Below are 23,033 nucleotides of genomic sequence, written 5' to 3' on the forward strand. Positions count from 1 at the left end.
TAACAGCACGGAATCCTTATCCAATACAAGGACAGGGCTGCCTTGGATTTAGGACGGCATGGTTTAATCTGTTCGGATTGAATTACATATTCAACCATAAATTCAAATATATGTTGAATAATAGAAGCTTGTAAATATAAAAAATGGGGTGTAAATAATGAAAAAATGGTTGGCTTTATTTATGGTAGCAATGTTCACGCTTGTGCTCGCAGCTTGTGGTCAAGATGATAAAACAAGCGGCACGGGTGGAGGAGATGCAGCTGGAGATCCACCGGCTGCCACTGAAGAAATCACGATTACCCATCAACTGGGTGAAACGCCTGTTAAGAAGAATCCTTCCCGCGTCGTTGTTTTCGATTTTGGTATTCTGGACTCTGTCGACAAATTGGGTATTGAGGTTTTGGGCGTTCCACAAGCCAATATCCCGTCCTACCTGTCCAAATTCGAAGACAAGAAATACGAGAATGTGGGGAGCCTGAAAGAGCCTGATTTTGAGAAAATCAACAGCATTAACCCGGATCTGATCATCATTTCCGGCAGACAGCAAGATGCGTATGAGGAGCTCAGCAAAATTGCTCCAACCATCTTCCTGGGTGTTGATACAAGCAAATACATGGAATCCTTTAAAGCAAACATGAACACGCTGGGCCAAATCTTTGGTAAAGAAGCAGAAGTTGAAAAAGAGCTTGCTACGATCGACGAGAACATCAAAGCATTGAATGAGAAAGCTACAGCAACCGGCAAGAAAGCATTGATCATCTTGGCTAACGAAGGCAAAATCAGTGCATACGGACCAGGTTCCCGCTTCGGCATTCTGCATGACGTGTTCGGTTTCGGAGCCGTAGATCCTAACATCGAAGTCAGCACACATGGTAAAGACATTTCGAATGAGTACATCGTTGAGATGAACCCGGATTATCTCTTTGTTGTCGACCGCGGTGCAGCGGTTGCCACGGGCGAAGGAGCTTCAGGTGCTAAAGCGGTTGTTGAGAACGAGCTTGTGAATACAACGAACGCGGCAAAAGAGGGTAACATCGTTTACTTGAACCCGGATTTCTGGTATCTTTCCGGCGGCGGCCTGACGTCCGTATCTGAAATGATCACGGAAGTAGACGCAGCTATTAAATAAGTTTAGCGAATTGTTATGAATATAGGAAACACTGGAGCTTTCGTATAAAGCTCCAGTGTTTTATTTTTTTGCATTAGGGTAAGTGGGTAACGGATAATAAGAAGGACGGATCGTGACCGCAGCAGTAGTTGATGATCAACCAGCATTCACAGCCATGATGAGACGATGAGGAGGTCTTTACGATGTTTCGTAATCAAATCTATATTGCTGGACAATGGATTCAGACCGAAGAACAGATGGACGTATATAATCCGGCGGATGGGAAGGTAATAGGTACCGTGTCCAAGGCCGGCAAGAAGGAAGCCGGGCTTGCCGTCGATGCAGCAGCCGATGCGTTTGGCGCATGGTCCCGCAGAACGGCGAATGAGCGGGGAGAACTGCTGCGCCGCTGGCATCAGCTCATAGCGGAACACACGGATGATTTGGCGCGGATTATGACCACAGAGCAGGGGAAACCGCTTAAGGAAGCAGCGGGCGAGATACAATATGCCAACAGCTTTGTGTCCTGGTATGCGGAGGAGGGCAAACGAATCTACGGCGAGACTATACCCGGATCATCCAGCCGGCAGCGCATCATTGTAACGAAGCAACCCGTAGGCGTCGTAGCAGCGATTACGCCGTGGAACTTCCCCGCATCCATGATTACCCGCAAAGTGGCGCCTGCTCTGGCCGCCGGCTGCACCGTGGTGATCAAGCCATCCAGCGAGACGCCGTTCACGGCCATCAAGCTGGTGGAGCTTGCTGATCAGGCCGGTATTCCAGCCGGGGTCATTAACATCGTAACCGGAGCTTCAAGCGACATTTCCGGCGTGTGGCAGGCAGACAGCCGCGTAAGAAAGCTGTCTTTTACAGGATCAACCGAAGTGGGGAAACAGCTGATGGCCGGAGCTGCCGCTAACGTCAAGAAAATATCGCTGGAGCTTGGCGGCCATGCGCCCTTTATCGTGACGGACCAGGCTGATCTGGATCAAGCGGCTGCCGGATTAATCTCCTCCAAATTCCGCAATGGAGGTCAGACCTGCGTATGTGCTAACCGGGTTTATGTACAGGAAGGGATTGCGCAGGAGTTTGCCACAAAGTTTGCGAAGCTTGTGAAGCAATTAAAGGTAGGAAATGGACTGGAGAACGGCGTCGATATCGGCCCTTTGATTAACCGGGACGCTGTGGATAAAGTCGTAAGGCAGATCAAGGACGCGGAAGAGAAGGGCGGCGTCATATTGGTAGGAGGTCAAGCATTACCGGAGCTGGGCCGCAATTATATTGAGCCTACGGTCATTATAAACGCAACCGACGACATGGAATGCATGAACGAGGAAACCTTCGGCCCCCTTGCCCCGATTACCACGTTCAAAACGATAGACGAAGCGGTGCAGCGTGCCAACAACAGTCCCTATGGATTAGCTGCCTATGTATTTACGCAGAATCTGGGCGAAGCAGTGAACATTGCAGAATCGCTGGACTACGGGATTGTTGGTGTGAATGATCCCGTTCCTTCGACGGCGCAAGCGCCGTTCGGCGGATTCAAGGAGAGTGGACTTGGCCGGGAAGGCGGGCACTACGGAATGGATGAGTTCCTGGAGGTGAAGTACATTTCGCTTGGTTTATAAGAGCGGGGCGAGTACATCATTACGCTATAGTGCGAAACGGGTGAGCTGTTGAGCAGTTATCAGACTGTGTCGCACCATACGAACCCAAAATCAAGGGGCATGCTCAAGGTCTACAGACCACGAGCATGCCCCTTTTTTATTATGATTGCAGGATGACGGGTTGGCCGGTTTCTGCGGATTCATTGGCGGCCAGCGTCACTTCCAGTGTCTTGAAGCCGTCTTCATAAGATGCCAGCACGAGGCTCGGATCGTTGTTACGAATGGCGTCAATCAAGGCGTTGGTTAGGTTTTTGTAAAAGTCCGATTTGCTGCGGTACACGATTTCTTTCTCCTTGTCTACAATGGAGAGCGTGGTTCCGTCCAATACTACGCGGAAGTCGCGACCCATGATCTCGATTCCGCTGCGGTGATCGAACTGGATAAATCCAGTTTGCATATGGCCGACGGCTCCAGAGTCTAACACGAATTGGATGGCGCCCACATCCGGAATGTCAAGGTCCGGAATGTCATTCACCAGCAGCAGCTTCATATCGGCATACAGGCGGGTGATATCGCCGCACAGATAGCGAACCAAGTCCATGGTATGCGTGGACTGCTCCACCAGCTGCCCGCCGGATAATGCCTTCTTGCGCCACCAAGGAGTCGGTACAGGTGTTGTTATGTAGTGGGCGCGAACCATACCGATTTTTTTGTCCTTTAGAAAATCTTTGGCGATCGCAACGGTGTCCAGATAGCGCAGACAGTAGCCGGAAGCTGCTATGATTCCGCTTTCACTTATGACTTTGGCTTTGTGTCGGACAGACTGGGCGTCCAGCCCCAGCGGCTTCTCCACCATCAGGTGAATGCCCTTTGCGGCTGCCTGTTCTTCGATATCACCATGGCAAAATGGCGGAATGCATACATACAGCACATCCAGCTGCTCTTGCTCCAGCATCGTGCTGCCGTCCGTATAATAAGCTGTGCCGTACAGTTCGGCCTGCTGCTGCGCTAACGCTTCATTGGTGTCGCATATTGCAGCCAGCTGAACGTGTTCGTTTCCGTGCAGGTTTTTGATATGGACGGCGCCCATGCCTCCCGCTCCAAGCACGCCTGCTTTTATCATAGGTTGCCTCACTCCTGATCGTATAGGATGTTGGTTTCATGTTCCGGTAACTCGATTACTCACACGTGATTATAGCCCCGCTATCCATATTATTCAAGCTTCATTTGAACATAGATTGACGGATCCGCTATGAAAAAAAGCACAGAAGCCTCCTCGAATACCACGAGTACGACTTCTGTGCCGGTTAACGATTACAGCTCCGACAACGCGATTGTCCGATGGCTCGCGGATGATCGGTAGGCGGCTACGGCCACGGCAAGTGCCTTGAGCCCATCTTCACCAGTGACGGATGCTTCTGCAGCGCCGGAGGAAATCGAAGATACGAAATCCCTGATCAGGCTGGCATCCATGCTATCCCCCCATGTATGATGGCGGTATCCGGAATCATCGGTGTATACGTGCAGTTTCTGGCTGGTGGCATTAACGCTAAGGGTCCCGGCAGAGCCTACAATTTCTAAGGTCACGTCGCCCCATGTCGGAAACTCCTTGTTGCGGGACCAGCTGCAATCCAGCGTGGCAAACACACCATTATGGAACTCCATAGTCAGAATGCCGCAATCATCGATAGGGGATTCCGAGATGAGATGGTCGACTTCGGCATACACGTCCTTCACCTCGGCACCTGTAATCCAGCGCATGATATCGGCGACATGCACCGTATGATCCATGACGGCACCTCCGCCGGACAGCTTGGGATCGATGAACCAACCGCCGGGATTTCGCCCGCGGTTGGTCCCCTTCATCGCCAGAATACGGCCTAATTTCCCCTCATCGACCATCTGTTTGGCTCGAACGACCGTGGCATTGTAACGCACGGGGAATGCCGTTTGCAGCAGCACGCCGCTTGCTTTGCACGCATCAATCATATCCTGTGCATCCTGTATATTGGTCGAAAGCGGTTTTTCGCAGAGCACATGCACCCCGGCTGCAGCCGCGGCAAGCACGTGCTCCTTATGATGGGCATTCTCGGAGGTGACAATGACACCATCCAGGCTTTGACTAAGAAGCTCGTGATAATCCTGATAATAGGCTGTCCCGAAATACTCGGCGTATTTCCGTCCGCGCTCCTCCACAGGATCGGCTATGCCGACAAGCTCTACGCCTTCGATCCCCTGCAGCGCTTTGGCATAACTGAACGCGTGCATATGCGCAAAGCTGATTACTCCCAATTTCATAGCTTTCTCTCCTTCTACAAAAGATGAGAAAGGATAACCAACAGAGTGTATCCTTCTTATCCCGTAAGAAAAATGATCCGCTGCATGCGGTCTGACTTTTGAAAATACGTCGATCGCCTTTTTCTCATGTTGAGGCGAGTGTGAGCGCATCATCCTCGACAACCACCGGCTCGCCGGAGGCCATGGAGGCAAGGGCGGCAAGCGCGATACGAAGCGCTTCGTATGCGTCTTCTGCCGAGACGACCGGCTCGCTGCCGTCACGGATACACGACATGAAGTGCTCCAGCTCCCGGTAGTAGGGACTCCGTTCAAGCGGGCTTTCCGGCACGACAACACCGGGGACGGTAGCGGCACTGCTCCGCGTTTTGAAGAGAAGAGGGCTGTCCTTCGCGCTGTCATAATCGATAACCCCGCTTGTGCCCGCCATCTCTAAATTCATGGAAAAACCCTCGTGAGCCCAGGTGCCTTCCACATGCGCGATGACACCACTACGAAAACGTAGGGTTACCAGCGAATAATCCAGCTGGGCCTGATGACGGCCATGGAGCCCTTTGGCATATACGCGTTCAACCTCGCCAAAGCACCAGCGCAGGTAATCAAAATCATGAATCATTGCATCCAGCGTAATTCCGCCGCTCGCTCCAAAGTCACTGTACCAATGGTTCCAGCCCACAGGATAACCGCCGCCCCTGCCTGCCCGGATGACAGCGGGTTTGCCGATGCTGCCCTGATCCAGAAGCGATTTGGCCTTCACATATTCCGGAAAGAAGCGGAGGACGTGACCCACGAATAAACGCACGCCTTTATCCTGACAGTAGTTGATCATGAAGCGTGCATCCGCTTCGCTTCTGGCGAGCGGTTTCTCGCATATGACATGCTTGCCGATGTCCGCGGCTTTGACAACATAGTCCTTATGAAACGGGGTTGGCAGGCAGACGTCAATGACATCAATGCGAGTCGCGCCCAAACCTGCAACGGCTGCTTCGAATGAAGCGTAGGCCTGTGCGCCGTATTTATCCGCCAGCTGCTGTGCTTTTTCCGTACGGACATCGGCAATCCCCGCAAGCTTAACGCCCGGCATCGAAGCATAAGTGGCGGCATGGGTCCTACCCATGGTGCCTGCACCAATCACTAACACCTGTAACATTTCCGTACACTCCTTTTTTTTCTGCATGGTTCGAGCGATCCGTGCGCTATCCTTTAATCCCGTTCATGGCGATCCCTTCAATAAAGTATCGCTGAAGGAAGATAAACAGGATGATGATGGGGAGGGTAGCCATTAAGGCCCCTGCCATCAGCAGCGGGTAATCGGTGGAATGCTGTCCCTGGAAGCTGGATATCCCGATGGAAAGGACACGCATCTCTTCGGAGCTCGTCATGATGAGCGGCCATAGCAGATCGTTCCATGAGGCTAATATGGTGAAGATCGCCAGGGAGACGAGAGCCGCCTTGGATAAAGGCAAATAAATATTCCAGTAAATCCGGAAATAACTGCAGCCATCGATTTTGGCCGCTTCCTCCAGGTCCTTCGGCAGCGTCATAAAGAACTGTCTCAATAAGAACGTACCGAAGGCGCTGAATATGCCGGGTACGATCAGCACGTAGAACGTGTCCAGCCAATTGAACTCGCGCATGATGACAAAGCTCGGAATCATAACAACCTGGGACGGGACCATCAATACGGCCAGGAGCGCGAGAAAGATGGCGTTCTTGAAAGGGAATCTCAGACTGGCAAATGCATAGGCTGCAAGGGAGCACAGAATGAGCTGACCAGCCGTCCGTCCCACCGTCACGATAACGGTGTTCAAATAATAGGTTCCGAAATCAATGGTTTGGATGACCCGCAGGTAGTTGTCCGGGTGCCATTCCACAGGGAGCCATTTGTGCGGAACGGACATGGAATCCGCAAAGGACTTGAAGGATGTGGATATCATCCACAGAAACGGCATAATCATGAGCAGCGCCCCGACAGCTAAGAGGATGTGGACCGCCAGACGGCTTGCTTTTCCCGCATCGGTTGAAGTATTCACGTTTACACACCTCCTGTTATTGGTAGTGGACCCAGCGCTTCTGAATATACATCTGAACCATGGTGATGATCAGAATTACGATAAACAGAATGAAGGCCTGCGCTGAAGCGTAACCCATATTGAAGTATTTGAAGCCGTCCTCCCAGATGCTGTACACAACCGTTCGGGTGGATTCCAGCATCGTGGTCTGTTGATCCATCATGATGAAGATCAGGTCAAACACCTGGAACGAATTGATGAAGGACATGACCAAGACAAAGAACAGGCTGGGTGTCAGCAGAGGCAGCGTAATCCGGAAGAACTTGTACAGCGTTCCCGCTCCGTCAAGCGAAGCCGCCTCATAATAGCTGCCGGAAATGCCCTGCAGACCGGACAGCAGAATGACGGCATTGTATCCGATGCTGCTCCAGACACTGACGAGCACGATGGAGAACAACGCGAATTTCTCATCGAACAGCCAGTTGGGCTGCGGCAGGTTCATGACACCCAGCACGTGGTTGATCAATCCGAATTCGGAGTTGTACAACCATTTCCACACCATGCCAACCGCGATCGGCATGGTGATCACGGGTATGAAATAGAAGGTGCGGTAAAAGACCATGCCTTTGATCTTCTGGTTCAGGAGCACGGCCAGCACCGTTGCGAGTGCGACGGATAACGGCACCGTACCGACGGTGTACAGCATCGTGTTCAGCATGGAACCGGTGAATTTGTCGTCCTTCATCAAATTTGCGAAGTTATCGAATCCGATGAATTGGGGGGGAGTTAGTCCATCCCACGACGTAAACGACAGGAACAGGGATGCTGCGGAAGGTGCCATATAGAACAGACCGAGGCCCAGCACGACAGGCAGAATGAAGATATACCCCCAGACAGCTTCGTGTACGGCGAGTTTCCCTGCTTTTCGCTTGGTTGTCGTTTTAGGAGGTTCTGTGGTCACAGTGATGGGAGAGCTCACAGGCTGCACCGTCCTTTCTTAATTTCCGTATTGGGAGCGGATGCTCGTCATTTCGTTTCTGTCGCCAGGATGGCATTCATCTGTTCGCCGGCATTTTTTAATGCTTCTTCAAACGATTTCTTTCCGAGGAAAGCCGCCTGAATTTCCTTCACTTCAGCGTCCTGCCACTCTGCGGTTTTCTGGGATACCGGATAAGGTACGGCGAACTCCAGGCTGTCCACGAACACCTGCAGATCAAGAGAAGGAATGGACTTCAGCCAGCCACCCTCCGTGCCTTTGTACGCAGGCATCGAGAATCCCGATTCGGCGAGTAATTCCTGGCCTTCCTTACCGGAAAGAACTTGAATCAGCTCCCAGGATTCCTGCTCGACTTTCGTCTTGCCGTTGATGGCCCAGCTGAGTCCATGAACGATCGATGCCTTTTCCTTGCCGGCAGGAAGTTCAGCGACACCGAGTTTGTCGCCGAGAAGCTTATACAACTCAGGCGAGTTCACCGATATCCCCGGGAACATGGCCGCCTTGCCGGAGCCGAACAATTGGCGGGACTTCGTTTCAAGCTGCTGCTGCGCGCTTGGGGAATAGCCTTTTTCAATCAAGCTCTGTTCCCACTGGAACGCCGATAGTGCTTCGGGTGTATCAAATCCGGATGATTTCTTATCGTCCGAGATGACATATCCACCCGCTTGGGCAATGAAGTTGTAATATCCGATTTGGCTGTCGATCGGGGCTATGAAGCCGTAAATGCCGTTTGATTTATCCGTCAGCTTGGCCGCGTTCTCCTCGACGGTTTGCCAGGTCCAGGTTTTGTCGGGATAAGGCAGACCGGCTTTGTCAAACAATTCTTTATTGTAAAAAAGTCCGACGGAATCTTGGAAATAAGGAAGTCCGTGAAGTTTACCCTGATAGGTGTACATATCGACGAGCGCTTCGGTATAAACCGAGGTGTCCAGGCCGCTTTGCTCAATTAGGGGAGACAGGTCTTTAATTAGACCGGAGGAGGCATAGGAATGAAAGTTAGGGCCGTTCATCCAGTAGACGTCAGGGCCGCTGTTGCCTGCGAGGCTGGTTTTCAGCTTGGTCCAATAATCGGCCCATGGGGTGTAAGTCACTTTCACTTCAACATTCGGGTGCTTCTCATTGAAAATTTTAATGGACTTGTCCAGCGTGTCCCGCACATTTTCGTCCCATAGAGCGACGTTGATGACCTTTTTGCCGTTATTTCCGCCAGAGGCATTGCCGCCTCCGCAGGCGGACAGTAATGCGGTGAACACAAATAATATCGAAATCAGGACAGCAGTTCTTTTTTTCATCAGATAACCCTCCTTGAATTCACATGATTTTTGATCAAGCGTGGTTGGTCGTACGGCTTGTTCGAAGTGAATCGGACCCCTTGAGCCCCCCTTTATGTAAGTGATGTAAAAAGCGATAGTTATTCCATAAGTCGAAAAAAGTTAACATCAAGATGCTATCTTTCTTGACAGAACAACCAGCTTCTATTGCGAAAGATTATATAATTACCTTGTTTATTTTTCAAGATAGCGATTTCTAAACCTTTTAAATTCTATTTTTCACAATATGAGAGATTCGTTATCAAATCTTACGTTGTGTATTATTTCGATTGGTGGAATAAGTTTTTGTTCGGTTCTGGAACATGTTATAGTGATTCTATCCTCATTTTTCCGATACAGAAAGTCATACTATAAGAAGAAGTTATAGAAAGGTTGAGCTCGCTTGAACAATATGAAAAAAGGTGATCACAAGCTGATTCAGGCATTAAACCGGTCCAAGGTGCTGAACAAGATCCGCACGGAGGGACCCATATCCAGAATCGACCTGGCCAAAAAAAACAAGCTGAGTCCCTCCACGGTCGCCTCAGCCGTACAGGAGCTTATCAAGGAAGGCTACGTTTCCGAGATTGGAACTGGCTCCTCCAGCGGTGGAAGAAAGCCCATTCTGCTCAAATTCAATCCGGATAATCATTATTTGTTTGCAGTAGCGATTACGAATTCGGTCATGATGCTGGCCCGCATGAATCTGGAGGCGAAGGTGCTCCGGAAGGAAACGCATCCTCTAGCCGGGCTCCAAGGAGAAGCCGTTATCGAGCGGCTGCTGAGCCTGATGGACGATTTCATGTCAGGACAAGTGGACTTGGAGCGGTGTGTCGGGATATCCATTAACGTGCCGGGCATTGTGAGTGATAGTCAGGGCATGGTGCGTTATAACACGAAACTTCGCATGACCGATGTTCCGTTGAAACGGATTATGGAAGAACGCTACGGGCTGCGGACCTGGGTAGAGAATGATATGAATTCCGTTGTGCTGGCTGAACGCCGATTTGGCGATTACGCATATGCGAACCTGATTTATATTTCCATTGGCGACGGGCTTGGTTCCGGTATTTTGATTAACGATCATCTCCTAAGGGGCAAGCATGGCGGTGCCGGCGAATTCGGTCATACGAGCGTAAACCGCAGCGGCATCCGCTGTGAATGCGGCAATGTAGGCTGCCTGGACAGTTACATCAGCTGGATTGCCGTGTATTCGCGAATGATTACGGCGATCGCAACAGGGAGACCGACGCTGATCCAGGAGCTGAGCGGGGGAGATTACAGTAAAATTGTTCCGTCCGTATTCAAGGAAGCTCTTCGCAGAGGGGACAAGCTCGCAAGGGATCTGAATGAGGAAGTGGCGGAGCTTCTGGGAGCAGCGATCGTCAATCTGATCAACATGTTTAATCCCGAAGCTCTGATCCTGGGCGGGGACATGGCCCATGGAAACCCGGAATTGCTGGACATGGTTCGCAGCTATATAGACCGGCATGCGCTGCCGATTCTGAAGGAGGACATGGTATTTGGTCTGGCCTCCCTTGGCGAGGAAGACAAGCTAATGGGTGCGGCTTCGGTCCTGCTGCAGGACCTGCTAGGTTTCTCCCTGACGGAATAATGGATTTGACAACGTTTCCACCTGCACGTTATCTTTGGTTAAATGCATATGCGGAAGGGGAGAAGTTGATTGGAGCAGTACATTCTGGCGCTTGACCAAGGAACGACAAGCTCGCGCGCGATCCTGTTTAACAAGGAAGGAGAAATCGTACACTCAGCTCATAAGGAGTTTCCGCAGTATTTTCCCAAGCCGGGCTGGGTGGAGCAGAATGCCAATGAAATATGGGGTTCCATTCTTGCGGTCATTGCAACCTGCTTATCCGAAGCGGGTGTAAAGGCGGATCAGATTGCCGGAATCGGAATTACGAATCAGCGGGAAACGGCCGTGGTATGGGATCGCAAGAGCGGCGAACCGATTTACCACGCCATTGTCTGGCAGTCCCGCCAGACGGCGGGCATCTGCGAGGAGCTGATTGCCGCCGGACATGACGGGACGGTTCGGGAGAAGACCGGACTGTTGATTGATCCTTATTTCTCGGGAACGAAGATCAAATGGATCCTCGATCATGTAGATGGTGCCCGTGAGCGGGCCGAGCGCGGAGACGTTATATTCGGGACCATCGATACCTGGCTGATCTGGAAGCTGTCCGGAGGCCAGGCGCACGTGACCGATTATTCCAACGCATCGCGTACGATGCTCTATAACATTCATGAATTAAAATGGGATGAGGAGCTCCTGCAGCTCCTAGATATTCCGATGGCGATGCTGCCTGAAGTCAGGCCTTCTTCCGAGATTTATTCCAATACCGTTTCCTATCATTTCTTTGGGCGCGAGGTCCCCATTGCCGGAGCAGCCGGCGATCAGCAGGCGGCGTTGTTCGGGCAGACCTGCTTCTCGAAAGGCATGGTGAAGACAACTTACGGAACCGGCAGCTTTATGCTGATGAACACCGGCGACAAGCCCGTAAAATCCGAGCATGGGCTGATCACTACGATCGCCTGGGGACTGGGAGATGGCGTACAGTATGCACTCGAGGGCAGTGTGTTCGTGGCCGGCTCGGCGATCCAGTGGCTGCGCGACGGGCTGCGGATGTTCCGCGAAGCGAAGGACAGCGAGCCTTATGCGCGCCGGGTCAATTCCACGGAGGGCGTGTACGTGGTGCCGGCTTTTGTTGGACTTGGCAGCCCATACTGGAACAGCGATGTCCGAGGGGCGGTCTTCGGCCTGACACGAGGCACGTCGAAAGAACATTTCATCCGTGCAACCCTGGAGTCGCTGGCATACCAGACACGGGATGTTCTATCCGTGATGGAAGAGGATTCCGGCTATAATATCACATCCCTGCGTGTGGATGGAGGGGCCGTATCCAACACGTTTCTTATGGAATTCCAAAGCGACATCCTGAATGTGCCGGTAGAACGGCCGAACATTACGGAGACAACGGCACTCGGTGCCGCCTATCTGGCGGGGCTCGCTGTCGGCTTCTGGAAGGACCAGGAGGAAGTCTGCAGCAAATGGAGCATGGGGCAAAGCTTTAAGCCAACCATGGAGGAAGACGTAAGGGAGCAATTATACAGCGGCTGGAAAAAAGCCGTTTATGCGGCAATGGCTTTTCATTAGCATTTTCTGTGGTATAATGATCAATAAGTGAATATTTGTCTGGAGACTTGGAGAGACCACTAGGCGCGGAATACCTCATGTTATGGGGTTTGTTACTGCGTGTATCGTGGTCTCTTTTTTGCTGTCTTTTTTCATTGGAAGGGTAACGATAGATAAAAACAGGGTAAATCATACTGGGAGGGATTCATTGTGAAGCAGGCACAGACGTTTTCAAGTTTGGACCGCAGGCGTCGATTTCAAGAAATGGCAGAGGGAACCTTCGATCTGATTGTCATCGGCGGCGGCATAACGGGTGCAGGAATTGCGCTGGATGCGGTCACGCGCGGGATGTCGGTTTTGTTGGTTGAGATGCAGGACTTTGCCGCGGGAACGAGCAGTCGCTCGACCAAGCTGGTGCACGGCGGGCTGAGGTACCTGAAGCAGTTTGAAGTCGGCATGGTCGCCGAGGTTGGCAAAGAACGGGCCGTTGTGTATGAGAACGGACCGCATGTTACCACGCCGGAGTGGATGCTCCTGCCGATACACCAGGGTGGCACCTTTGGGAAGTTCAGCACCTCCATCGGGTTGATGGTGTATGACTTTCTGGCTGGCGTAAAGCGGGGAGAACGGCGTTCCATGCTGTCCGCGTCCGAGACGCTGAAGCGAGAGCCGCTCCTGAAGCAGGAGGGCCTTAAAGGCGGCGGCTATTATGTGGAATACCGGACGGACGATGCCAGGCTGACGCTGGAGGTCATGAAGGAGGCAGCCGCCAGAGGGGCGGTTCTGTTTAATTACGCAAAGGCCGAATCGTTGAATTATGATGCGAATGGACGAATTACCGGAATCACCGTACGGGATATGCTGGGTGGCGGGGCCAAGTCCGTATCCGGAACCAAAATTGTAAACGCAGCAGGGCCGTGGGTGGATCAGGTGCGCGAAATGGATAAGTCCAAGAAGGGAAAAATGCTTCAGCTGACCAAAGGGGTCCATCTGGTCATCGATCAATCCAAATTCCCGCTTCGTCAAGCGGTGTACTTCGATACACCTGACGGCAGAATGGTGTTTGCCATTCCCCGTGACGGGAAGACCTATGTCGGAACCACCGATACGGTCTATAAGGCCGATCCTGTACGTCCCTTGATTACGGTGGAGGACCGGGATTATATATTGAAAGCTATACATTACATGTTCCCTGGTGTGAAGCTAAGCCCGGCAGACGTGGAATCGGGATGGGCGGGAGTCCGACCCCTTATACTGGAGGAAGGCAAAAGCCCGTCTGAAATTTCACGCAAGGATGAAATATGGGAGTCCCCGTCCGGCCTGATCACCATTGCCGGTGGCAAGCTTACGGGCTATCGCAAAATGGCCGACACCGTTGTCGATCTGGTTGCAAAACGGATCCAAGAGAACGGCGGGAAAGCGTATGGTGCCTGCGTAACGAAGAATCTGCCGATTTCCGGCGGTCAGGTTGGCGGATCCGGCCAATTCCCTGATTTTGTCCGCAAGCAGGCGGAGATTGGCGCCGCGCAAGGAATTGACCGTAAGCTCGCCGAACAGTGGGCGCGAATGTACGGATCTAACGTGTCGGAATTGTTCCGCCTGGCCAAAGAGGGCTCCGACCAAGCGGAGGCAGCGGCGCTTCCGGTATCGGTGCTGGTTCCGCTGATGTATGCGATTCAGCATGAGATGGCAGCGAAGCCGGCCGACTTTTTCATCCGTCGCACGGGTTCCCTGTTATTTCATATCGATTGGACGAGAAAATGGAAGATGCCCGTGATTGATTATATGGCTAGGGTACTGGGTTGGAGCGAGCAGCAGACCCACGAATACACGAAGGAACTGGATGAGGAGCTGGTTTCGGCCACACAGCCTGCTGCAAGCGATCGATCGGCCCCGGCTCCAATTCCGCAAAACCCTTCTACAACGAAACTTTCATCTTAATCGTCAAGCAATTTTAAACGGACGGAGGGGGAGGGGATGACAAGGGTTGACGATCCCTCCTCAAATATAGAAGTAAGGGCACTGGTATGATAATCTATATACGTTCACACTTGAGAGGAGAGATCATCCGATGAACCACAAAGCGTATGAAGGATCATATCACGGAGAGCGCGCGGTTTGGCTCCAGCACGGCCCTTACGAGGCGGCGATATTGCCCGAAATCGGAGGCAATCTCATCGCTTTTAGGGATAACGAAAGCGGTTACCAGTTCCTTCGCGAACCGGAAGCAGACGAAATGGAAGCATTCAAATCCAATCCGGGCGTACACGGCATTCCTGTTCTCTTTCCGCCTAATCGCTATGAGGACGGCCGGTTTCCATGGAATGGAGAAACCTATCAGTTCCCGATCAATGAAGAAGCGACGGGCAATCACCTCCACGGTTTTTTACATACGATTCCTTGGAGCGTCGAGGATTTTGGCAGCAGCGAGTCTGAAAGTTACGTGGTGGTTTCGGTCACCATTGATGAGAATCATCCCGTGTATGCGATGCTCCCGCACCAGTTCACTTTCCGGCTTCGCTACACGCTGAATCAGGATGGCTTGGCGCAGCATGTGTTTATACGTAATCAGGGTACCCGCAGCATGCCGTGCCTGCTAGCCTTTCATACGGCGATCAATGCTCCGTTTGCCCCGGAGAGCACGGCGGATGATTGTGTCGTAAGAATAACGATCGGCGAGCGGTGGGAAATGAGTGACCGGATGCTGCCGACCGGCAAGTTCCAGACTCTGACGGCAGAAGAGGAGCTGCTTCGGACAAGGGGTGTAACTCCCTATTTTGATTCGATGGACAACCATTACACGGCCGTCCCGCAGAACGGCAGAAACCGTATGGAATTGACAGATACCAAGCTTGGTAAAACATTCGTTTACGATGTCGGCAATTCGTATAAGCAGTGGATGGTATGGAACAACAAGGCCTCCCGGAAGTTCTTCTGTCCGGAGCCGCAGATCAACCTGGTTAACGCACCGAACGTGGACTTGCCTGCTGACGATATCGGTCTGTTCGGTTTGGCGCCGGGAGAAATTTGGGAAGCAACCTCAAGGCTGTATCTTAAGGATTAGTAGTCAGACCCTTTCCTCCAAAAAAAGCGTATGGATTCTGGCACCCGGCTACACAGGGCGTTTACCATCCATACGCTTTATGTTTATTTGATTCCTTCTTCAATTGCTGGACGAAGAAAAAGTTTGTTCCTGTTTACGGCGGCGACTGCGTTTAATGCGATCCGGCATGACAAAAAAGGCGATATACATAAGGATAAACAGCGTGAGGGCAATGAGTTCCTCAACGATAATATATACGGGATGCGGTCCCAGCAGGTCCAGCAGCGAAGCCGTGTCCGGCTTGCGCATCAGGAACATATAATTCGAGCCGACAGCGAGGTTGACCAGCCCGACAACGAATGCGGATACGTTTAGGAAGACCATCGTCCAGCCGATGGATTTCCAGGTTGGACGGTATCCTCGAACCCATGTCATGTACAAAGCCGTCAATATGATCGCGATATGGACGACGAAGAAATGAAAGAACCGGAAGTGTGGGAAAGGGTAGCCCAGATTCGGTGTTAATATAGCCTGTAAGGCCCCTCCGATGCCGGCAAAGTAAACCAACGGATATAGGTGGCGTTCATCCGTAAGCAGGATAGCGATGGAGAGAAACAGGGTCAGACTGCACAATTCCAATGGAAGCGAAGTGGCAGGGTCCCATGTTCCCGTTGACGCATACCAGATATGAAGGGAGGCTTCCGGTAACGAAAGCGCAGCAAGCAGTCCCCATCTCACGGTCTTTTGCAGAGAAGTACTGGAGGCGATTACAGTTCTAAACAAGTACAATAGTAAGCCAAGAGCGATAAACACCATGATGGCCATCCAATGTTCGATGGAGAAAGCAGTAAAAACTTCCGGATATCTCGGATCAAAATAGGGATCGATTCGTGATCATCCTCTCTATGTTCATAAGCCTTAGATTTTGATATTACCATAATGTGGAATGGATTAGGAATAGGATCATATCTTCGCATCCTTATGTATCATCAGGTACAACCAAACCAGAATACATTACATTTATATGGTGTGCAAGGCCCAATTAACCTGCCGTTATAGTATATGACGATGGAAGAGAGGTACATTTATGACGAGGAAACGACAGGGAATCAAACGTTATGCAAGTCTCCTGCTTAGCTTAGTTCTGATCTTCAGCTTAAGCGGACTTGCCCCTCCAGGGGAGGCCGAAGCAGCCAGCTCCAAATACAAAAAGTTTTTCGATATCAGCAAAAAGGGCGCCGCCATTCCTGGTTACTCCGGAACCAAAGAGTGGATTCCGCAAGGGTTGGCTCTTGTTCCGAGCAAGAATTGGATCATTATATCGCATTATTGGGGCAATAAGGACAGCGATCAAGCCAGCAGCATTTCGATTACAAGCAGCAAAACCAACAAACGTATCAAAACCCTGTATTTGTATGAGAGCGGGAGCAAAAAACATACCGGGCATGTCGGAGGGCTTGCGGTCAGCAAAAAACATCTGTGGGTGGCGTCCGGCAAAAAGGTGTATAAAATTCCGCTGAGTACAATTAGCAGCAAGAAAGATTATGGCAATATTGTCATGACACCTTATGCGCTCGGTCATAAAGCATCCTATGCCACGTATTCCGACGGCATTCTATGGATCGGCGAATATATGGATGGCGAGGACCAAGGGGGCAAGCAGTGTGCGCCGGGACCTAAGGGCAAGCTGCGAGGCTATCCATTAACGTCCAGCGACGCTTTGCCGTCGAATCGGAAAGCCGCCTATACCTGGAGCACACCTGACCGCATCCAAGGGGCGGTCGTGACGAAAACCCGCGTTGTATACAGTCAATCCTGCGGACGTAACAATGCAAGCAAATTGCTCCTATATACTCGTGGAACAAAGGGAAAGGCTGCGGCCACGCCGTTGACGATGCCTCCGATGTCCGAGAATATTGCGATTCGGGGTCATGACCTGTACGTTCTGTTTGAATCCGGTGCCCGCAAGTACAGAAACGGTGCATTGCCGCTGAAGCATCTATACATCGTTAATGCTAGGAAACTGAAGTTATAGCCTGTAAATTAAAAGATCCCGCCTCCGTTTAACCGGATACGGGATCTTCTGTTTTGTGCGCCTGATTCTTGAAGAGAGCGCTGTTCTTAAACAGGCTGTTTTACTTCAGCGACAAGGCGCTTGAGCGATTCTTGCTTCCATCTCGGAATCCGAAGATGTTTAGCAGAAGGTGCCTTCTCCCCAAAGTAAACGATGCCTTGCTCTACCGTCGTGATTTTGTCAACGTTGACGTAGCAGTTGCCGCCGACATGATAGAACTGTTTACCGGAGAGCAGGGATGCGATTTTTTCGGCAGTCATTCTCTTTTTAATATTGTAGTTTCTGCCGTGAAAGCTGACCAAACCGTGCGATCCGGTTTTAAAGAACAGAATGTCTGTCTCCACCACGAAGTCCTCATACATGTTGCGGGATTCCGATACGTGCTTCATCATTCTGCTTCCCCCTTTTCCAAGATCAACATTTGATAACGCTTACATTCTAACATGTTTTCCCTGGGGTTGAAAGAACTTTTTATTTCGCATTAAAAAAAGCCCATACCGCAAGGGTAGGGGCTTGGACTATCGTTTAAGGTGCAGCAGGTGCTTCTGGTGTTTCTGTTGCAGGATCTGCTGGTGTTTCTGTTGCAGGATCTGCTGGCGTTTCTGCCGCAGTTTCTTCCAGTGTATTGGTGATGGTTGCTTTATCCTTCAGCTCCTGAATATAGGCTGTGGATTCGGAATAAACCTTCTGGTTCTCAAGCTGACTGCGGATTTCTTCCTTCTTATCTTCAAGGGTAGGGTTCGTAGCTTCTTTACGATCGGTAACCTTGATGATGTGGTAACCGAAAGAACTCTTCACCGGGTCGCTGATTTCGCCCTTCTTCAATTTGAACGCTGCTTCTTCAAATGCAGGGTCCATCTGGCCGCGTCCGAAGAAGTCCAGGTCGCCGCCGGTCTCCTTCGTAGCATCTTGATTCTTCTCTTTTGCAATCGCTGCAAAGTCAGCGCCTTCCTTCAGCTGCTTCACGATGGCTTCGGCTTCTTCTTTGGTCTCGACCAGGATGTGGGATGCGCGAACTTGCTCAGGCGTAGCGAAGCTGTCTTTGTATTGGTCATAGATTTGTTTAATCTCTTCATCGGTTACTTTAATCTTGTCGCCCATCAGCTTTTTGAGCTCGACCTGGGTTTTGGTCTGTTCTTTAAGATCGTCGAGCGTCATGCCGGCTTGCTGAAGCTGCATATTGAATTGGTCCTCGGATGGGAAGGTGGCCTTCAAGGCATCCACTTCTTTACTTACATCAGCGTCGGTCACCGTAATGGATTTCTTCTTCAGCTCCTGCTGGATCAATTCCTCTGTGATCATGGAATTGAGTGTTTGTTTACCGCCTGCGCTGACAAGCTCATCATACAGATTATCCTTGGTAATGTTAACGTCATTGACTTTAGCTATAGCTTCATTGCCGGATCCTTTGGCAAACGGAGGGACAATCAGGACGACGATTAACGCTGCCGCCAATACCAGCGAAGCGATCATCCAACCTTTGCTTCCGTTCCCGCCGCCACCTGCAGGAGACTGTTCATCGTAAAGCGGTTGATCCCCTGCCGGATGCATGAGTGCAGGCTGTTCGTTCTCATCCTTGTGAAGCTCGATGGGCTCCGGATAGGTTGAATCTATTCTTTCTTCTTCATGAGACAAGCTGCCATGATCTTGTTGGTTATTCTCTTTCTCTTGGGCTTGTCCTTGTTCATCCTCGGGTTGCCCCGGATGGTTTGGCTGCAAATCGTTATCTTTCATTTAATGATTGACTCCCTTCGACTGCATGTAATAATGAGTTGGTTCATTCTTTAATCACTTTACCAGATAAGCCAAGGGTTTACCTTAAGAAAAAATAAAAATTGAAAAGATAAGCGAAAAAGTTGGAGCTGGATCTACAGAATCAGCATGCCCGCTATACCGCATACGATTCCGAGCAGCACTACAGAAGCAACAACAAACCACATGACATTCCTCGGGAATGAGCGTCGTACCATGAGAAGGGACGGAAGACTGATGGCCGGCAGCGTCAGAAGCAGCGCTGCGGCCGGGCCCGCTCCGAGACCTGCTGCCATAAAGGCCTGAATGATCGGTATTTCCGCTGCGGTTGGAATGACAAACAGCATTCCCATCACGGAGAAGAAGATGACGGCCAGCAGTGTGTTTCCGGCAGCAGCTCCCAAATGCGGGAACATCCACACTTGCAGTGCGCCAAGGAGAAGCACGGCTATAAAATACGCCGGGACCACGCGAATCATCATATGACCGATGCTGGCGAACCAGCGTTTCCACAGCGGACTTTCATCGGGTTGATCGGTGCTCTCCGGCGCGTCAATCTCTACCGGATCCGCCTCTTTGGCGAAGCGGTTAGCCAGGTAACTGACGCCAAAGGTCAGAATGAGGCCGAAGACCAAACGCAGCGCGGTGAATTTCCATGATAAAACAAACGTCATGAAGACGAGTGTTGCCGGATTGATGGTCGGATTGCCGATCCAGAACGCGAGGGCGGAGCCCACGGACACCTTTTTCTTACGCAGACCGATCGCGATCGGTGCCGCGCAGCAGGAGCACATCATCCCCGGAATGGATGCAATTCCTCCAATCGCCGTGCTGCCGAAGGTGGTTTTGCCGAGAACGCGGAGCAGCCACTGGGAGGGCAGCAGCGACTGGATCAAGGTCCCGAGCAGAATTCCGAGCACCGCCGCTTTCCAAACGGCTTTAAAATAGGTGACCGCATAGTCCCAGGCCGCTTGCCAGGAAGGCACGGCATTGCCGGGGTCCATGCCTAATATGGAGGAGCCGATGCTGTGATCCATGATGGCTTTGAGCGCTTTATCATAATAAGGCCACCATTTTACGTAGGTTAGCCCTGTTGCTGCAATGATGATGAAGACGGTAATAAACCAGATGGTTCTTCGGCGATCCGAATGATCAAAGGCCATTCTGCCGTCGCTTGAGTGATTCATGATCTATATTCCCCCGATGCGTTGTGAAATGATTTACATATCCAATCAATTAGTATATCACATTGTGAGCAGAAAGAAGAAAGATATTCCCGGTAATTGCAAGATATAGGAAGACCATTAGACTTGGAGCAGCCAATTTCTTATAATATAGATATTGTGTGTGATCACAAGTGTTGGTAAACGGACGAATATCAGATTATCCCCGGGGTAGATGAGACGTTTTTATGCATCCACGCCGGGTTTGTTGCATGTATTTTATAAATTCAACTCTTAAGCGAAGGGAAGACCCGTGATGAGTCAATCGGAAAAAATAAAATTAACCTCGTATTCTTCTAAAGGAGGATGCGGCTGCAAGATCGGACCAGCGGACCTGGCGCAGGTCATTCGCAAGCTCCCGCAAGCCGAGCCGAATCCTAATTTATTGGTCGGTTTAGATACAAGTGATGATGCAGGCGTATACCGGCTCACGGATAATTTGGCTATGGTTCAGACCGTCGATTTCTTTACGCCGATTGTGGATGATCCCTATGATTTCGGACAAGTGGCTGCTGCGAATGCCATCAGCGATATTTACGCCATGGGAGGCAAGCCGCTGACTGCCTTGAATATCGTGGCATTCCCGATCTCAACGCTGGACAAGCAGGTATTGACGGATATTTTGAGAGGTGCAGGAGATAAATTGAAGGAAGCCGGGGTTACCCTGGTTGGCGGGCACTCCATCGATGATAAAGAACCGAAATTCGGCCTTGCCGTTACAGGTACTGTCCATCCGGACAAAGTAAGAACCAATGCCGACGCTAAGCCAGGCGATGCCTTGATTCTGACGAAGCCGATCGGCGTGGGTATCCTTACGAGTTCCATCAAAAAAGATCTGTTAAGCGAAGAGGAGATTCGCCGAGTTACCGCGGTCATGGCCGCATTGAACAAAACGGCTGCCGAGCTCATGGAACCGTATGAGGTGCATGCTTGCACCGATGTAACTGGTTTCGGTCTCCTTGGACATGCGCTCGAAATGGCCAAAGGAAGCGGCACGGGGATCCGTATTTCCAAACCTTCCGTTCCCATTTTGGAGCGGGTTCGAGAGATGGCTGATGGCGGTGTTATACCAGGCGGCACGAAAAACAATTATGATCACGTGAAGGACGATGTGGATTTCCCGAATGACATGGATCAGATCGATAAGTGGATTTTGTGCGATGCCGTTACTTCAGGAGGACTCCTCATAGCGGTTGATGGGTCGCAGGCCGATCAGCTTCTGGCAGAGCTTCGCGAAGCCGGGCTGGAAGCCGGGAGAATCGGCCAGGTCGTGCATGACCATCCGAATCGCATTGTCGTTGAGTTATAAAGTGAATCGGGTTTTGTATCAATAAAGGAGCGAGCAGACATGTTTCAAGACATCACCGTAAAAGAACTAATGGAACTGCAAAGCAGCAAGAAGATTACTTTGATTGATGTCCGTTCCCCTTCGGAATACAGGGATTCCACGATTCCGGGAAGTCTGAACATTCCGGTTTTCAATGATGAAGAACGGGCGGAGATCGGGACGATTTATAAGCAGGTGAGCGTCGATGCGGCTAAAGAGCGTGGACTTGCCATTATGTCGGCCAAGCTCCCGAGCTTTGTGAAGCAATTCAAGGAGATCAAGGGAGATAAGGCGGTCTATTGCTGGCGCGGCGGCATGCGCAGCCGGACGGCCGCAACCGTTCTCTCATTGATGGATATCCATGTTAACCGGATTACGGGCGGAATTAAAGCTTACCGGAAGTATGTACTGGATTCGCTGGAGCATAAGAGTCTGGATGCGGAAGCATTCGTCCTTCACGGCTTGACAGGAACAGGCAAGACGGCAGTGCTTAGACAGCTTCAGCAGGAAGGCTACCCTGTCGTGGACCTGGAAGGGCTGGCAGGACATCGCGGCTCGATCTTTGGCCATATCGGTCTACAGGCGAATAACCAGAAGACATTCGATTCGAAATTGTTTGAGCGGCTGAAGCAACTGGAATCCTCTCCGTATTTGTTATTTGAGGCGGAGAGCAAACGGATTGGCAAAATCGTCGTTCCCGATTTCCTTATGAAGAAGAAAGAGTCGGGGGTAGCCATCGTGTTGGAATTGCCGATGGCGGAGCGTGTTCGCCAGATCCTGGAGGATTACAACCCATCGGCTTATAAAGAGCAATATTTGGCGGCCTTTCAATTAATCAAAAACAGGATCCATACGCCTATCGCCGCGGAAATTGGCAAGTCCTTGGAAGAGGGGCGGTTTGCCCAAGGAATACAGCTGCTCCTTGAGCATTATTACGATCCCAAGTACAATCACTCCTTCAGTCAATACGAGGGCAGCACGCCCATCGTTGTGGCGGTGGACCGGGTGGAAGAGGCAGTGGATGCGGTTAAAGACATATTGCGGACTCAAATGCAGCAGAAGACCGGCGCGTAAGAATGCATTACAAACGTAAGAATGCATTATAAACGTAAGAATGCATTACTAACGCTT

General features: G+C 51.1%; 19 protein-coding genes. 9 read left to right on the forward strand and 10 right to left on the reverse strand.

The features are described from left to right. Positions 1-157: 157 nt before the first annotated feature. Positions 158-1,129: a siderophore ABC transporter substrate-binding protein gene (locus tag AK95_RS10885; RefSeq protein WP_071219988.1), complete on the forward strand. Its 972-nt coding sequence runs from the start codon at positions 158-160 to the stop codon at positions 1,127-1,129. A gap of 182 nt (positions 1,130-1,311) precedes the next feature. Continuing rightward, a complete protein-coding gene (locus AK95_RS10890) occupies positions 1,312-2,736 on the forward strand; it encodes an NAD-dependent succinate-semialdehyde dehydrogenase (protein WP_071219989.1) in 1,425 nt (474 codons plus the stop codon). Between the two features lie 139 nt (positions 2,737-2,875). Here the strand turns inward: AK95_RS10890 and AK95_RS10895 are convergent, their stop codons facing one another. The 6 genes from AK95_RS10895 to AK95_RS10920 form a co-directional block, all read right to left on the reverse strand. Next, positions 2,876-3,838, reverse strand: coding sequence for a Gfo/Idh/MocA family protein (locus AK95_RS10895; RefSeq protein WP_071219991.1), 963 nt, complete (start codon positions 3,836-3,838; stop codon positions 2,876-2,878). Between the two features lie 191 nt (positions 3,839-4,029). Next, positions 4,030-5,013 carry a Gfo/Idh/MocA family protein gene (locus AK95_RS10900; protein WP_071219992.1) on the reverse strand — a complete coding sequence of 328 codons (984 nt, stop codon included), beginning with the start codon at positions 5,011-5,013 and terminating at the stop codon, positions 4,030-4,032. Between the two features lie 124 nt (positions 5,014-5,137). Beyond that, complete coding sequence (locus AK95_RS10905; protein ID WP_071219996.1) at positions 5,138-6,160, reverse strand: Gfo/Idh/MocA family protein; 1,023 nt, start codon at positions 6,158-6,160, stop codon at positions 5,138-5,140. Positions 6,161-6,206: 46 nt separating this feature from the next. After that, on the reverse strand, positions 6,207-7,043 hold the full coding sequence (locus AK95_RS10910; protein WP_071219997.1) for a carbohydrate ABC transporter permease: 837 nt from the start codon (positions 7,041-7,043) through the stop codon (positions 6,207-6,209). 16 nt (positions 7,044-7,059) lie between these two features. Next, complete coding sequence (locus tag AK95_RS10915) at positions 7,060-8,001, reverse strand: carbohydrate ABC transporter permease (RefSeq protein WP_071219998.1); 942 nt, start codon at positions 7,999-8,001, stop codon at positions 7,060-7,062. A gap of 47 nt (positions 8,002-8,048) precedes the next feature. Further along, on the reverse strand, positions 8,049-9,311 hold the full coding sequence (locus tag AK95_RS10920) for an ABC transporter substrate-binding protein (RefSeq protein WP_071219999.1): 1,263 nt from the start codon (positions 9,309-9,311) through the stop codon (positions 8,049-8,051). A gap of 430 nt (positions 9,312-9,741) precedes the next feature. Here AK95_RS10920 and AK95_RS10925 point away from each other — a divergent pair, with 430 nt between their 5' ends. From AK95_RS10925 to AK95_RS10940, 4 genes are all read left to right on the forward strand, one after another. Further along, positions 9,742-10,944, forward strand: a complete 1,203-nt coding sequence (locus tag AK95_RS10925) for an ROK family transcriptional regulator (protein ID WP_071220471.1) — start codon at positions 9,742-9,744, stop codon at positions 10,942-10,944. A gap of 69 nt (positions 10,945-11,013) precedes the next feature. Beyond that, on the forward strand, positions 11,014-12,504 hold the full coding sequence (gene glpK / locus AK95_RS10930) for a glycerol kinase GlpK (protein WP_071220001.1): 1,491 nt from the start codon (positions 11,014-11,016) through the stop codon (positions 12,502-12,504). Between the two features lie 189 nt (positions 12,505-12,693). Beyond that, positions 12,694-14,424 carry a glycerol-3-phosphate dehydrogenase/oxidase gene (locus AK95_RS10935; protein WP_083397590.1) on the forward strand — a complete coding sequence of 577 codons (1,731 nt, stop codon included), beginning with the start codon at positions 12,694-12,696 and terminating at the stop codon, positions 14,422-14,424. A gap of 130 nt (positions 14,425-14,554) precedes the next feature. After that, complete coding sequence (locus tag AK95_RS10940; protein WP_071220002.1) at positions 14,555-15,547, forward strand: aldose 1-epimerase; 993 nt, start codon at positions 14,555-14,557, stop codon at positions 15,545-15,547. A gap of 99 nt (positions 15,548-15,646) precedes the next feature. Here the strand turns inward: AK95_RS10940 and AK95_RS10945 are convergent, their stop codons facing one another. Then, positions 15,647-16,414 (reverse strand): YwaF family protein, encoded by a 768-nt coding sequence (locus tag AK95_RS10945; RefSeq protein ID WP_071220003.1) that lies wholly within the window; start codon positions 16,412-16,414, stop codon positions 15,647-15,649. Between the two features lie 199 nt (positions 16,415-16,613). Between AK95_RS10945 and AK95_RS10950 the strand changes: the two genes are divergently transcribed. Continuing rightward, complete coding sequence (locus AK95_RS10950) at positions 16,614-17,561, forward strand: hypothetical protein (RefSeq protein WP_071220004.1); 948 nt, start codon at positions 16,614-16,616, stop codon at positions 17,559-17,561. Between the two features lie 86 nt (positions 17,562-17,647). Here AK95_RS10950 and AK95_RS10955 read toward each other — a convergent pair whose 3' ends face one another. The 3 genes from AK95_RS10955 to AK95_RS10965 all read right to left on the reverse strand — a co-directional run bounded on the left by AK95_RS10955 (position 17,648) and on the right by AK95_RS10965 (position 20,539). Further along, positions 17,648-17,992: a LytTR family transcriptional regulator DNA-binding domain-containing protein gene (locus tag AK95_RS10955; protein ID WP_009590070.1), complete on the reverse strand. Its 345-nt coding sequence runs from the start codon at positions 17,990-17,992 to the stop codon at positions 17,648-17,650. Between the two features lie 133 nt (positions 17,993-18,125). Next, the gene (locus tag AK95_RS10960) at positions 18,126-19,334 is read right to left on the reverse strand and encodes a peptidyl-prolyl cis-trans isomerase (RefSeq protein WP_071220005.1); all 1,209 of its coding nucleotides are present in this window, start codon (positions 19,332-19,334) and stop codon (positions 18,126-18,128) included. 134 nt (positions 19,335-19,468) lie between these two features. Continuing rightward, positions 19,469-20,539 carry a permease gene (locus AK95_RS10965; protein ID WP_071220006.1) on the reverse strand — a complete coding sequence of 357 codons (1,071 nt, stop codon included), beginning with the start codon at positions 20,537-20,539 and terminating at the stop codon, positions 19,469-19,471. 292 nt (positions 20,540-20,831) lie between these two features. Between AK95_RS10965 and selD the strand changes: the two genes are divergently transcribed. Together selD and mnmH are read left to right on the forward strand one after the other, a co-directional pair. Beyond that, on the forward strand, positions 20,832-21,884 hold the full coding sequence (selD, locus tag AK95_RS10970; RefSeq protein WP_071220007.1) for a selenide, water dikinase SelD: 1,053 nt from the start codon (positions 20,832-20,834) through the stop codon (positions 21,882-21,884). 39 nt (positions 21,885-21,923) lie between these two features. After that, positions 21,924-22,976 (forward strand): tRNA 2-selenouridine(34) synthase MnmH, encoded by a 1,053-nt coding sequence (gene mnmH, locus AK95_RS10975; protein WP_071220008.1) that lies wholly within the window; start codon positions 21,924-21,926, stop codon positions 22,974-22,976. The last annotated feature ends 57 nt before the right edge of the window (positions 22,977-23,033 follow it).

The sequence above is a fragment of the Paenibacillus sp. LC231 genome (assembly GCF_001860525.1).
In the GTDB taxonomy this organism is placed as follows: Bacteria; Bacillota; Bacilli; order Paenibacillales; family Paenibacillaceae; genus Paenibacillus_AQ.

Bases quoted from the DNA above. Each gene is read 5' to 3' on its own strand.
- AK95_RS10885 (WP_071219988.1), top strand. From the start codon at position 158: ATGAAAAAATGGTTGGCTTTATTTATGGTAGCAATGTTCACGCTTGTG.
- AK95_RS10890 (WP_071219989.1), top strand. From the start codon at position 1,312: ATGTTTCGTAATCAAATCTATATTGCTGGACAATGGATTCAGACCGAA.
- AK95_RS10895 (WP_071219991.1), bottom strand. From the start codon at position 3,838: ATGATAAAAGCAGGCGTGCTTGGAGCGGGAGGCATGGGCGCCGTCCAT.
- AK95_RS10900 (WP_071219992.1), bottom strand. From the start codon at position 5,013: ATGAAATTGGGAGTAATCAGCTTTGCGCATATGCACGCGTTCAGTTAT.
- AK95_RS10905 (WP_071219996.1), bottom strand. From the start codon at position 6,160: ATGTTACAGGTGTTAGTGATTGGTGCAGGCACCATGGGTAGGACCCAT.
- AK95_RS10920 (WP_071219999.1), bottom strand. From the start codon at position 9,311: ATGAAAAAAAGAACTGCTGTCCTGATTTCGATATTATTTGTGTTCACC.
- AK95_RS10925 (WP_071220471.1), top strand. From the start codon at position 9,742: ATGAAAAAAGGTGATCACAAGCTGATTCAGGCATTAAACCGGTCCAAG.
- AK95_RS10940 (WP_071220002.1), top strand. From the start codon at position 14,555: ATGAACCACAAAGCGTATGAAGGATCATATCACGGAGAGCGCGCGGTT.
- AK95_RS10950 (WP_071220004.1), top strand. From the start codon at position 16,614: ATGACGAGGAAACGACAGGGAATCAAACGTTATGCAAGTCTCCTGCTT.
- AK95_RS10955 (WP_009590070.1), bottom strand. From the start codon at position 17,992: ATGATGAAGCACGTATCGGAATCCCGCAACATGTATGAGGACTTCGTG.
- AK95_RS10960 (WP_071220005.1), bottom strand. From the start codon at position 19,334: ATGAAAGATAACGATTTGCAGCCAAACCATCCGGGGCAACCCGAGGAT.
- AK95_RS10965 (WP_071220006.1), bottom strand. From the start codon at position 20,539: ATGAATCACTCAAGCGACGGCAGAATGGCCTTTGATCATTCGGATCGC.
- selD (WP_071220007.1), top strand. From the start codon at position 20,832: ATGAGTCAATCGGAAAAAATAAAATTAACCTCGTATTCTTCTAAAGGA.
- mnmH (WP_071220008.1), top strand. From the start codon at position 21,924: ATGTTTCAAGACATCACCGTAAAAGAACTAATGGAACTGCAAAGCAGC.